Annotated in this window: 10 protein-coding genes; 7 read left to right on the forward strand and 3 right to left on the reverse strand. The window is 72.3% G+C overall.

What is annotated here, in order from left to right:
• The first annotated feature begins 41 nt into the window (after positions 1–41).
• The 6 genes from lysA to prfA all read left to right on the forward strand — a co-directional run bounded on the left by lysA (position 42) and on the right by prfA (position 8,417).
• A complete protein-coding gene (lysA, locus tag AC1DZA_RS04820; protein WP_476771916.1) occupies positions 42–1,463 on the forward strand; it encodes a diaminopimelate decarboxylase in 1,422 nt (473 codons plus the stop codon).
• On the forward strand, positions 1,460–2,770 hold the full coding sequence (locus tag AC1DZA_RS04825; RefSeq protein ID WP_309973031.1) for a homoserine dehydrogenase: 1,311 nt from the start codon (positions 1,460–1,462) through the stop codon (positions 2,768–2,770). Before lysA ends, AC1DZA_RS04825 begins: the two co-directional genes overlap by 4 nt.
• Positions 2,767–3,864: a threonine synthase gene (gene thrC, locus AC1DZA_RS04830; RefSeq protein ID WP_476762280.1), complete on the forward strand. Its 1,098-nt coding sequence runs from the start codon at positions 2,767–2,769 to the stop codon at positions 3,862–3,864. The genes AC1DZA_RS04825 and thrC overlap by 4 nt, the downstream gene beginning before the upstream one ends.
• Entirely contained in the window at positions 3,861–4,823 is a 963-nt protein-coding gene (gene thrB, locus AC1DZA_RS04835) for a homoserine kinase (RefSeq protein ID WP_476771917.1), read from the forward strand. The genes thrC and thrB overlap by 4 nt, the downstream gene beginning before the upstream one ends.
• Positions 4,824–5,082: 259 nt before the next feature.
• Entirely contained in the window at positions 5,083–7,335 is a 2,253-nt protein-coding gene (gene rho / locus AC1DZA_RS04840; protein WP_476771918.1) for a transcription termination factor Rho, read from the forward strand.
• Between the two features lie 5 nt (positions 7,336–7,340).
• The gene (gene prfA, locus AC1DZA_RS04845; protein WP_476762371.1) at positions 7,341–8,417 is read left to right on the forward strand and encodes a peptide chain release factor 1; all 1,077 of its coding nucleotides are present in this window, start codon (positions 7,341–7,343) and stop codon (positions 8,415–8,417) included.
• A 93-nt stretch (positions 8,418–8,510) separates the two neighbouring features.
• On the opposite strand, the gene epsC is transcribed toward prfA, so the two are convergent.
• Together epsC and cysK are read right to left on the reverse strand one after the other, a co-directional pair.
• Positions 8,511–9,089 (reverse strand): serine O-acetyltransferase EpsC, encoded by a 579-nt coding sequence (gene epsC / locus AC1DZA_RS04850; RefSeq protein WP_476762370.1) that lies wholly within the window; start codon positions 9,087–9,089, stop codon positions 8,511–8,513.
• 4 nt (positions 9,090–9,093) lie between these two features.
• Complete coding sequence (cysK, locus tag AC1DZA_RS04855) at positions 9,094–10,029, reverse strand: cysteine synthase A (RefSeq protein WP_476762369.1); 936 nt, start codon at positions 10,027–10,029, stop codon at positions 9,094–9,096.
• Between the two features lie 127 nt (positions 10,030–10,156).
• Here cysK and prmC point away from each other — a divergent pair, with 127 nt between their 5' ends.
• Positions 10,157–11,029: a peptide chain release factor N(5)-glutamine methyltransferase gene (gene prmC, locus AC1DZA_RS04860; protein WP_476772009.1), complete on the forward strand. Its 873-nt coding sequence runs from the start codon at positions 10,157–10,159 to the stop codon at positions 11,027–11,029.
• Positions 11,030–11,050: 21 nt separating this feature from the next.
• On the opposite strand, the gene AC1DZA_RS04865 is transcribed toward prmC, so the two are convergent.
• The gene (locus AC1DZA_RS04865; RefSeq protein ID WP_476771919.1) at positions 11,051–12,094 is read right to left on the reverse strand and encodes a TetR/AcrR family transcriptional regulator; all 1,044 of its coding nucleotides are present in this window, start codon (positions 12,092–12,094) and stop codon (positions 11,051–11,053) included.
• Positions 12,095–12,165: the final 71 nt, after the last annotated feature.

Raw genomic sequence — 12,165 nt, forward strand, 5'->3', positions numbered from 1 at the left:
AGCGACCCCGTCGATTCTCCGCATCACGTTGAGGTTTCCCCGTGGCATCCACCGACGCAGCACCCCCATGGCTCCGCACGCCCGATGACGCCAACGCCCTCGCACCGAAGGTGTGGCCCGAGCGCGCCCACCGCGACGCCGACGGCCGGCTCGTGCTGGGCGGGCTCCCGGTCACCGAACTCGCCGAGCGGTTCGGCACGCCGCTGTACGTCGTCGACGAGGCCGACGTGCGGGCCCGTGCGGCTCGCATGCTCGCCGCGCTGCAGGCGGCTGCGGCATCCGTCGGCACCTCTGCGACCGTGTACTACGCGGGCAAGGCGTTCCTCTCCGGCGCCATCGTCCGCTGGGTGACCGAGGCCGGGCTCGGGGTCGACGTGTGCACCGGCGGCGAGCTCGCCATCACGCTCGCCGCGGGGGCGGACCCCGCGCGCATCGGCTTCCACGGCAACAACAAGTCGGTGGCCGAGATCGAGCGGGCGGTCGCCGCCGGCGTCGGCACGATCGTCATCGACAGCGAGATCGAGATCGAGCGGGTCGCGGAGGCCGCCGCGCGGGCCGGTCTCGTCCAGCGGGTGCGCCTTCGGGTGAACAGCGGTGTGCACGCGTCGACGCACGAGTTCCTGGCGACGTCGCACGAGGACCAGAAGTTCGGCGTCTCGCTCGACCGCGCCGTGGAGCTCGGCACGCGCATCCGGTCGCACGCCTCGCTCGACTTCCTCGGCCTGCACTGCCACATCGGATCCCAGATCTTCGACTCCGCCGGATTCGCCGAGTCGGCCGAGCGACTGCTCGCCGCGCACGCCGAGCTCGCCCGCGTGAGCCCGCTGCCCGAGCTGAACCTCGGCGGCGGCTTCGGCATCGCCTACACGGCCGCCGACGACCCGACCCCCATCGAGGAGATCGCGCTCGGCATCGCCGAGGCCGTCGCGTCCGGATGCCGCGTGCACGGCGTGCCGCTGCCGAGGCTGGCGTTCGAGCCGGGCCGCTCCGTCGTCGGCACCGCCGGCGTCACCCTCTACACAGTCGGCACGGTCAAGCCCGTGCCGATCGACGGCGGCTGGCGGCACTACGCCTCGGTCGACGGCGGCATGAGCGACAACCTGCGCACGGCCCTCTACGGCGCGCACTACTCGGCCCGCATCGCCTCCCGCGAGTCGGATGCCCCGCCCGCCCTCTTCCGCATCGCGGGCAAGCACTGCGAATCGGGCGACATCGTGGTCGATGCCGAGTACCTGCCGCACGACGTGACGCCCGGCGACCTCCTCGCGGTCGCCGCCACCGGCGCGTACTGCTGGTCGCTGGCCAACAACTACAACCACGTGCCCCGGCCGGCGGTCGTCGCCGTGCGCGACGGGGTGGCGCGCGTCATCGTCCGCGGTGAGACCGAGGCCGACCTCCTCGCCCGTGACGCCGGCCTCGAGGCATCCGACCGCTCCGACGCCGCAGAAGGGGCTCACGCATGATCGAGTACCGCACCATCCGAGTGGGACTCCTGGGCGCCGGATCAGTGGGGTCGCAGGTCGCGCGGCTGCTCCTCGAGCACTCGGACGAGCTCACGCAGCGCATCGGCGCCCGTATCGAGCTCGTCGGCATCGCCGTGCGCGACCCGGCCGCCAGGCGCGACGCCGACCTCCCGGCCGAGCTGCTCACCACCGACGCCGAGGCGCTCATCCTCGGCTCCGACATCGTGATCGAGCTGATGGGCGGCATCGAGCCGGCCCGCACGCTCGTGCTGGCCGCGATCGCGTCCGGCGCCGACGTGGTCACCGGCAACAAGGCGCTGCTCGCCAACCACGGCCCCGAACTCTTCGCCGCGGCGGAGCAGGTCGGCGCGCAGCTCTCGTACGAGGCGGCAGTGGGTGGGGCGATCCCGATCATCCGGCCGCTCCGCGACAGCCTCGCCGGCGACCGCATCGAGCGCATCCTCGGCATCGTGAACGGCACGACGAACTTCATCCTCGACCGCATGGACACCACGGGCGCCTCCCTCGAGGACGCCCTCGCCACGGCGACCGAGCTCGGCTACGCCGAGGCGGATCCCACGGCCGACATCGGCGGCTACGACGCCGCGCAGAAGGCCGCGATCCTCGCGAGCCTCGCGTTCCACACGAGCGTGCCGGTCGACGCGGTGCACCGCGAGGGCATCACGGGCGTCACCGCGGAGCAGGTCGACTCGGCCCGGCGGGCGGGCTTCGTCGTGAAGCTCCTCGCCATCTGCGAACGGCTCGTCGACGACGAGACCGGCGAGGAGGGCGTGTCCGCCCGGGTCTACCCGGCGCTCGTGCCCCGCAGCCACCCGCTGGCCGCCGTGCACGGTGCCAACAACGCCGTGTTCGTCGAGGCCGCCGCGGCCGGTCCGCTCATGTTCTACGGCGCCGGCGCCGGCGGAGTGCAGACCGCCTCCGCCGTGCTCGGCGACCTCGTGGCCATTGCCAGGCGGCACGTCATCGGCGGTCCCGGCACCGCCGAGTCCACCCACGCCGAGCTTCCCGTGCTCGACATCGGCCGCATCACCACGCGATACGCGATCACGCTCGAGGTCGCCGACGAGCGCGGGGTGCTCGAGCAGATCGCGCACGTGTTCGCCGAGCACGGCGTCTCGGTCGAGCAGTTGCAGCAGAGCGTCAGCGGCGAGGCCGAGCGGGCTACGCTGGTCATCGGGACGCATGAGGCGAAGGAGTCCGCGCTCGCCGAGACCGTCGCCGCCCTCGCCCAGAGCCCAGTCGTCGCATCCGTCGCGTCCGTCCTCCGAGTCGAAGGAGCAGTGTGAACCACCCCACCCCCAAGGCAGGGTCGCGCCAGTGGCGCGGCGTCATCCGCGAGTACGCCGACCGGCTCGACGTCACGGATGCCACGCCCGTCGTCACCCTCGGTGAGGGCGGCACGCCGCTGCTCCCGGCTCCCGCACTCTCGCGCCGCACCGGCGCCGACGTGTGGGTGAAGTTCGAGGGCATGAACCCGACCGGCTCGTTCAAGGACCGCGGCATGACGATGGCCGTGACGAAGGCCGTCGAGGGCGGCGCGAAGGTCGTGATCTGCGCGTCCACCGGCAACACGTCCGCATCGGCCGCCGCCTACGCGACGCACGCCGGCATCAAGGCCGCGGTGCTGGTGCCCGAGGGCAAGATCGCCATGGGCAAGCTGAGCCAGGCCATCGCGCACAACGCGGAGCTGCTGCAGGTGCAGGGCAACTTCGACGACTGCCTCGACATCGCCCGCGACCTCGCCGCCAACTACCCGGTGCACCTCGTGAACTCGGTGAACAACGACCGCATCGAGGGGCAGAAGACCGCCGCGTTCGAGGTCGTCGAGGTGCTCGGCGACGCGCCCGACTTCCACTTCATCCCCGTCGGCAACGCCGGCAACTACACCGCGTACACGCGCGGCTACCGCGAGGACATCGCGGCGGGCAACGCGACGCGGCTGCCTCGCATGTTCGGCTTCCAGGCGTCCGGCTCCGCACCCATCGTGCGCGGCGAGGTCGTCCGCGACCCCGACACGATCGCGAGCGCCATCCGCATCGGCAATCCCGCGTCGTGGGAGCTCGCCCTGCAGGCGCGCGACGAGTCGGGCGGCTACTTCGGGGCCATCGACGACGACAAGATCCTCGAGGCGCAGCGCATCCTCTCGGCCGAGGTCGGCATCTTCGTCGAGCCCGCGTCGGCGATCAGCGTCGCCGGACTCCTCGAGCGCTCGGCGGCCGGGGTGGTGCCCGCGGGCGCCCGCGTCGTGCTGACCGTCACGGGCCACGGACTGAAGGACCCCCAGTGGGCCCTGCGCACCGCAGACGGCTCGGACGTGCAGCCCACGGTGGTGCCGGTCGACACCGCGCAGATCGCCCAGGTGCTCGGACTCACGTCATGACGAGCGCCGCGGTCGTGCCGGGCGGAGCCGTGGAGGCCTCGCTCATCGGCCGCCGGGTGCACGTGAAGGTGCCGGCGACGTCGGCGAACCTCGGCCCCGGCTTCGACACCCTCGGCCTCGCGCTCGCGCGTTACGACGAGCTCGACGTCGAGGCGATCGATGCACCGGCGCACCTCATCGAGGTGCACGGCGTCGGCGCGGGCGAGGTGCCGCTCGACGAGTCGCACCTCGTCGTGCGCGCCATGGCGCACACCTTCGCGTACGCGGGCGTGCCGATGCCCACCATCCGCCTCGAGGCGCACAACGCGATCCCGCACGGCCGCGGACTCGGCTCCTCGGGCGCCGCGATCGTCGCCGGCGTGATGGCGGCGAGGGGACTGCTCGACGGGGTCGTGTCCTTCACGCCCGACGAGCTCCTCGAGCTCGCGACCGAACTCGAGGGCCACCCCGACAACGTCGCGCCGGCGCTGTTCGGCGGCCTGACGATCGCGTGGGTCACCCCCGAGGGGCCGCGCCACAAGAAGCTCATCGTGCACCGGGGCGTCTCGCCACTGGTGCTGGTGCCCGAACACGAGATGTCCACGGCGCTCGCGCGGTCGCTCCAGCCCGAGTCGGTGCCGCACTCCGACGCCGTCTTCAACGTGTCCCGGTCGGCGCTCCTCGTGGCGGCGCTCATCCAGAGCCCGGAGCTGCTGCTCCAGGCGACGGAGGACAAGCTGCACCAGAACTACCGCGCGCAGGCCATGCCGGAGACCGACCGGCTCATCCGGCTGCTCCGTGCCGCGGGGCATCCTGCCGTGGTGTCCGGTGCCGGCCCGTCGATCCTCGTGCTCGCCAGCGATCCGAGCGAGCGCGCCGAGGCGATCCGCCTGGTCGAGGAGTCGGCCGAGACCGCATGGCAGGCCCTGCCGCTCGCGGTGGACTTCCTCGGCGCCACCGTGACCGACGCCGCGCGCTGAGTCGGCGCGGCGCCCGCGGCATCCGCTTTCCACACCGCGCGTCGTGCGTCGGAAACGGGTTCCGTTCGGTGTTAGGATTGGATCGCACCCGGCAGGCGACGCAAAGTATCGCGTTCCCGGCCGCATCGTGCAATTCCCAGCAATCCATTGCTTTCGCTCTCGCGCATGTCTGCGCCACCGCGCACCGACATCGCTCGTGCCGGCGATCAAGCTCTCCTGGGTCGGCAACTCTCGCGACCAGGGGAAAGGAACATACCCAGTGACCAACGCAACCGACCACGCCGACGCGAGCGTGGCGAACCGCACCCGCCTGAGCGCCCTGAAGGTGGCCGAGCTCCAGGAGCTCGCCCTCTCCCTCGGCATCGTGGGTGCTTCGAAGCGCCGAAAGGGAGAACTCGTGGAGTTGATCTCCGCCCACCAGGACGGTGACGTCACCGCCGACGCCTCCGCCGAGGCGAGCGCCTCGGCCGTCGTGGCCGAGACTCCCGTCGCCGACGCTCCCGTCGCCGACGCTCCCGTCGCCGACGTGCCCGTCGCGGACGCGCCGTCCGTCGACGAGGCGCCGACGGCAGACGCGCCCACCGCAGACGCTCCGTTCGCGGCGCCGGCAGCGCCCGCCGACCAGCCCGCGGAGGCGCCCGTCGCCGACGCGCCCGTCGCGGCCGAGGCTCCGGCCGCAGGGCAGGCGGAGTCGACGGATGCCGCATCCGCCCCGGTCGCGGCCCCGGCCACCCGCCAGCGTCGCCAGCCGCGCCGCGCGACCAGCTCCGGCACCGCCGCGGTGCAGCACGTCAACGCCGGCGGCGCCGGCGTCGAGCTCGTGCCCGCCGAGGCTGACGTCGACGCCCGTGAGGCGGCCCGTGCCGCCGTGCGCGAGGAGCTCGCCGCCGCCACCGGCGAGGGCGCCCGTGCCACCCAGTCCGCCGAGGTCGAGGGCGAGGCGCCCTCCGGCGACCAGCCCCGCCAGGGCCGCAGCCGCAACCGCGGCCGCCGAGGCGGAGAGCGCGCCGACCGCACGGAGCGCTCCGGCGACGACGCGCAGAAGTCCGACGAGCGCCAGGGCCGCCAGAACGGCCAGGGCGGCGAGCGCCAGAACGGCGACGCCGGCCGCAAGGGCGACGAGCAGGGCAAGCCGGTGCGCGAGCGCCAGCCCGAGTCCGACGCCGGCAAGGCGCAGGGCGACGGCCGCGGCCAGCAGGGCCAGGCGCAGGGCCAGGCCCGCGACGCACAGCAGCAGCAGCTCGACGGCGAGGGCGGCCGCCGCAACCGGTACCGCGACCGCAAGCGTCGCGGGCAGGGTGCGACTGACGAGCTCGAGCCCGAGATCCTCGACGACGACGTGCTGATCCCCATCGCGGGCATCCTCGACGTCCTCGACAACTACGCGTTCGTGCGCACCACCGGCTACCTCCCCGGCCCGAGCGACGTCTACGTCTCGCTCGGCCAGGTGAAGAAGTACAACCTGCGCAAGGGCGATGCGGTCGTCGGCTCGATCAAGCAGCCGCGCGACGGCGAGTCGAACAGCCGCCAGAAGTACAACGCGCTCGTGAAGGTCGACTCGGTCAACGGGCAGACCCCCGAGGAGTCGGCGGCGCGCGTCGAGTTCCAGAAGCTCACGCCACTCTACCCGCAGGACCGCCTGCGCCTCGAGACGGAGCCCACGAAGCTCACGCAGCGGATCATCGACCTCGTGGCGCCGATCGGCAAGGGCCAGCGCGGCCTCATCGTCGCGCCGCCGAAGGCCGGCAAGACGATCGTGCTCCAGCAGATCGCCAACGCGATCTCGATCAACAACCCCGAGGTCCACCTCATGGTCGTGCTCGTCGACGAGCGCCCCGAAGAGGTCACCGACATGCAGCGCACGGTGAAGGGCGAGGTCATCGCCTCCACCTTCGACCGTCCGGCCGAAGACCACACCACGGTCGCCGAGCTCGCCATCGAGCGTGCGAAGCGCCTCGTGGAGCTCGGCCACGACGTGGTCGTGCTGCTCGACTCGATCACCCGCCTCGGCCGCGCGTACAACCTCGCTGCACCGGCATCCGGTCGCATCCTCTCGGGCGGCGTCGACGCCTCGGCGCTGTACCCGCCGAAGCGCTTCTTCGGCGCGGCGCGCAACATCGAGAACGGCGGCTCGCTCACGATCCTCGCCACCGCGCTCGTCGAGACGGGCTCGAAGATGGACGAGGTGATCTTCGAGGAGTTCAAGGGCACCGGCAACTCCGAGCTGCGCCTCTCGCGCCAGCTCGCCGACAAGCGGATCTTCCCGGCCGTCGACGTGAACGCCTCGTCGACGCGTCGCGAGGAGATGCTGCTCTCGCCCGACGAGGTCAAGATCACCTGGAAGCTGCGTCGCGCCCTCGCGGGCCTCGACCAGCAGCCGGCGCTCGAGGCCGTGCTCGGCCGTCTCAAGGAGACGCAGTCGAACGTCGAGTTCCTCATGCTCATGCAGAAGTCGATGCCGGTCGCCAACGGCGCCGCTCACTCGCACGGGCACGAGACCGACCACCGGTAGGCCGCGTGTTCGAGTCCGTCCAGGCCATGCTCGCCGAGCACGGCGAGCTCCAGGAGGAGCTCGCCGACCCGGCGCTGCACGCCGACGCCGCGCGCGCCAAGAAGGTCAACCGCCGCTACGCCGAGCTCAGCCGCATCGTGGCCGCGCACACCGCGTGGCAGCAGGCGGGCGACGACCTCGAGGCGGCGCGTGAGCTGGCCAAGGAGGACGACGCGTTCGCCGAGGAGGTGCCCTCCCTCGAGGAGGGCCTCGCCACGGCGCAGGAGAAGCTGCGCCGGCTCCTGATCCCGCGCGACCCCGACGACGGGCGCGACGTGATCATGGAGATCAAGGGCGGCGAGGGCGGCGCAGAGAGCGCCCTCTTCGCCGGCGACCTGCTGCGCATGTACATGCAGTACGCGCAGTCCAAGGGCTGGAAGATCGAGCTGCTCGACCAGAACGAGTCCGACCTCGGCGGCTACAAGGACGTGCAGGTCGCGATCAAGTCGAACGCCACCGACCCGTCGCAGGGTGTGTGGGCGCACCTGAAGTACGAGGGCGGCGTGCACCGCGTGCAGCGCGTACCCGTCACCGAGACGCAGGGCCGCATCCACACGTCGACGACCGGCGTGCTCGTCTTCCCCGAGGTCGACGAGCCCGAAGAGGTCGACATCAACCAGAACGACCTGAAGATCGACGTGTACCGGTCGTCGGGTCCCGGCGGCCAGTCGGTGAACACCACGGACTCCGCGGTGCGAATCACCCACCTCCCCACGGGGATCGTCGTGTCGATGCAGAACGAGAAGTCGCAGCTGCAGAACCGCGAGGCGGCGATGCGCGTGCTGCGCGCGCGCCTGCTCGCGCGCCAGCAGGAGGAGCAGGCGGCCGCGGCATCCGATGCCCGCAAGTCGCAGATCCGCTCGATGGACCGTTCGGAGCGCATCCGCACGTACAACTTCCCCGAGAACCGCATCGCCGATCACCGCACCGGCTACAAGGCCTACAACCTCGACCAGGTCATGAACGGCGCGCTCGATCCCCTCATCGAGTCGGCTGTCCAGGCCGACGAGGAGGCGCAGCTCGCCGGGCTCGGCGACGACTGACCCCGGGCCACCCGTGCGTCGATGAAGGGGCGGATGCCGCGGCATCCGCCCCTTCGCCGTTCCCGGCTCGACGAGCCTCGTCGACCGACCGAGCTAGATGTGCCAGTCGTGCACGCCGCGCGCGGCGTCCGCCGTGGCGTGCGAGAGGGGCTTGAACGTCGCTGGGATGCCGACGATGAGCGAGTGGGCCGGGGCGTCCTTCGTGACGACGGCGTTGGCGCCGACGGCGCTCCAGGCGCCGATCGTGACGTTGCCGAGCACCTTCGCCCCTGCCCCCACGGTGACGCCGTCCTCGAGGGTCGGATGCCGCTTCGCGCCGCGCGGCGTGCCCCGTGGCGCCTTCCCGCCCAGGGTGACGCCGTGGTAGAGCATCACGTCGTCGCCGACGATCGCGGTCTCGCCGATCACGACGCCCATGCCGTGATCGATGAAGAAGCGGCGGCCGATGTGCGCACCGGGGTGGATCTCCACCCCGGTGAGGAAGCGCACGAACTGCGAGCCGAGCCGCGCGGGCAGCCGGAAGCCGCTCTCCCACAGCCGGTGCATGAGGCGGTAGCCCCAGATGGCGTGCAGGCCCGAGTACGCGAGCGCGACCTCGGCGGCGCTCCGTGAAGCGGGGTCGTGGGCGCGAGCGGTGGCGATGTCTTCCCGGAGGCTGGCGAGGATTCCCACCCGCTCAGTCAAGCAGACCTTCGTACAGCACCGTGGACAGGTAGCGCTCGCCGTAGCTCGCGACGATCACGACGATGGTCTTGCCGGCGTTCTCGGGCCGCTTGGCGAGCTCGACGGCGGCGTAGACCGTCGCGCCCGACGAGATGCCGCCCAGGATGCCCTCCTCGATGCCGAGGCGGCGGGCGGTGGCGACGGCCTGGTCGATGTTCACGTCGATGATCTCGTCGTAGACGTCGCGGTCGAGGATCTCGGGCACGAAGTTCGCGCCGATGCCCTGGATCTTGTGGGGGCCGGGCTGGCCGCCGTTCAGGATCGGCGACTCGGCGGGCTCGACGCCCACGATGCGCACCTCGGGCTTGCGCTCCTTGAGCACCTGCCCGACGCCGCTGATGGTGCCGCCCGTGCCGATGCCCGACACGAAGATGTCGACGTCGCCGTCGGTGTCGTTCCAGACCTCCTCGGCCGTCGTGCGGCGGTGGATCTCGACGTTCGCGACGTTCTCGAACTGCTTGGCGAGCACCGCGCCGGGCGTCTCCGCGGCGATCTGCTCGGCCCGCGCGACGGCGCCCTTCATGCCCTCGCCGCCGGGGGTGAGCACGAGCTCGGCGCCGTAGGCGCGGAGGAGCGCGCGACGCTCCTTCGACATCGTCTCGGGCATGGCGATGACGACACGGTAGCCGCGCGCGGCGCCGATCATGGCGAGCGCGATGCCGGTGTTGCCGCTGGTGCCCTCGACGATGGTCCCGCCGGGCTGGAGCTCGCCCGAAGCCTCGGCCGCGTCCACGATGCCGACGCCGAGGCGGTCCTTGACGCTCGCGGAGGGGTTGTAGAACTCGAGCTTGGCGAGCACGGTCGCCGCTGCGCCGTCGGTCACGCGGTTCAGGCGCACGAGCGGGGTGCGACCGAAGACCTCGGTGATGTTGTCGAAGACCTGGGCCATGGTGCTTCCTCTCGGGGTGCAACTCGGTGCGTCTCGGGTGTGCGAGCGACGGCGGATGCCGCGGCTCAGCCTACGGCGGCGCCCGCGCCCGGTCACGTGCGTTACATTCCATTTCGTGGATGAACGGATGCCGCCGCAGGGCGAACGCGACGTGAGGACCCTTCGCGGGCAGACGGCGGCGCGCCTCGGCGCGGCGGGCGTTCCCGATCCCGAGGTCGACGCCGACCTGCTCATCGGCCACGTGCTGGGGTTGTCGCGCGGCGGGGTGCAGGCGCGCGCCGTCATGGGCGGTGCGCTCGACGACGAGGCGGCGGCGGCGCTGGAGGCGCTCGTCGTGCGGCGTGCGGCGCGGGAGCCGCTGCAGCACCTCACGGGGCGTGCGGCGTTCCGCTCGCTCGAGCTCGCCGTCGGACCGGGGGTCTTCGTGCCGCGCCCCGAGACCGAGCAGGTCGCGCAGCTGGCGATCGACGCGCTGCGCGCGACGGCGGAGCCCGAGCCCATCGCCGTCGACCTCGGCGCGGGGAGCGGGGCGATCGGGCTCTCGATGGCCACCGAGGTGCCGCACGCGCGGGTGTGGGCGGTCGAGAACTCGCCCGAGGCGTTTCCGTGGACGCGGCGGAATGTCGACGAGGTGGGCGCCGCGAACCTCGAGCTCGTGTTCGGCGACCTCGCGACGGCGCTGGCCGAGCTCGACGGCCGGGTGGCGGTCGTGATCTCCAACCCGCCCTACGTGCCGGCCGCCGAGATCCCGGTCGACCCAGAGGTGCACCTGCACGATCCGGTGGCCGCGCTCTACGGCGGCGAGGACGGGCTCGATGTCGTCCGCGTGCTCTCGCGGCGCGCGGCCGAGCTGCTGCATCCTGGAGGCCTGCTCGTGATCGAGCACGCCGAGCACCAGTCCGCGGCGATCGCCGACATCCTCTCCGGCGACGGATGGCGCGCCGTCGCGCACCATCGCGACCTCACCCTGCGCGACCGGGCGACGACCGCGATCCGCTGAGCGGCGGCATCCGACCCGGCCTCACCTGGATCGGTCGAGTCGCTCCCGTTCGCGCTCGGCCCGCTCGCGCTCGCGCCGGTCTCGGTCCGCCTGTTCCCGTCGGGCGTGCTCACCGGCCTGCTTCTCACGGTCGAGGGCCTGCTTGATCGCGTCGCGCTCGCGCTTGCGGGCGTCGCGCAGCGCCTTCTCCGCCTCGCGCCTGGCCTTCGCGGCCTCGCGCACCTGCCGGTCGCGGGGGAGGGCGACCTCGGGAGCCGGCGAAGGAGGCCGGGGTGGCGCGATCCCGGCTTCGACTTGGCCGACGTGGAACTCGATGCCGTCGAGGATGCGCTGCAGGCCGAACTCGAAGTCGTCGTCGCCCTCGACCGCTGCCGATCCCGGCTCGGCCACGTAGCCGCCCGCGAGGAGGAGCGGCTGGAGGTACGGGAATCGCTCGGGCGTGACGAGTTCGACGAGCGCGCCGAATGCCCGCTCGCCCGACACCTCGGCGGGGTCCGAGGCCGCGGCGGCGGCGCGGATGTCCCGCTCCTGGGCGCTCGTCGCCCGCGCGTAGCTCGTGAGCAGCAGCAGGGTCGACATCTTCTCGCCGTCGCTGAGGGGCAGCTCGCACGCCTCGCGGAGGAACCAGTCGACGATCGTGAGGCTGTTGGGCGTGATGGGCGCGCCCGACACCGGGATGTCGACGAGCCAGGGGTGGGCGCGATACGCGTCGCGGATGGCGAGCACCCACGCGGTGACGCCGTCGCGCCAGGCGCGCTCGACCTCGTCGTCGGGAACCGGCATGGTGCTCGCCGCCTCCTGCATGAGGAGGATCAGGTCGTCCTTGCTCGTCACGTACCGGTAGAGCGACATCGTCGTGAAGCCGAGGGAGGTCGCGACCCGGCTCATGGAGACGGCTCCCAGCCCCTCGGCATCGGCGATCTCGATGGCCGCGTCGACGATGCGCTCGATGGAGAGCTCGCGCTTCGGCCCCCGCTGCGGGTGGGCCGCGATGCCCCAGGCGAGCGCGACGCCCCTGGGGAGCTCGGGGTCGGGCTGCTCGTCGGGCGGCGTGGGGTTGGGCATCGGCTCCCGTTCTCGTGCGTCGAGCGTGGCGCTCAGGTGTTGACGACAGTCTAGAACTGTGTATTACTTAA

The sequence above is a fragment of the Agromyces sp. P2_B3 genome (genome assembly GCF_056404815.1).

Excerpts from the sequence above, each read along its gene's own strand:
- AC1DZA_RS04825 (WP_309973031.1), top strand. The coding sequence starts at position 1,460 with ATGATCGAGTACCGCACCATCCGAGTGGGACTCCTGGGCGCCGGATCA.
- AC1DZA_RS04865 (WP_476771919.1), bottom strand. The coding sequence starts at position 12,094 with ATGCCCAACCCCACGCCGCCCGACGAGCAGCCCGACCCCGAGCTCCCC.
- thrB (WP_476771917.1), top strand. The coding sequence starts at position 3,861 with ATGACGAGCGCCGCGGTCGTGCCGGGCGGAGCCGTGGAGGCCTCGCTC.
- cysK (WP_476762369.1), bottom strand. The coding sequence starts at position 10,029 with ATGGCCCAGGTCTTCGACAACATCACCGAGGTCTTCGGTCGCACCCCG.
- prmC (WP_476772009.1), top strand. The coding sequence starts at position 10,157 with ATGCCGCCGCAGGGCGAACGCGACGTGAGGACCCTTCGCGGGCAGACG.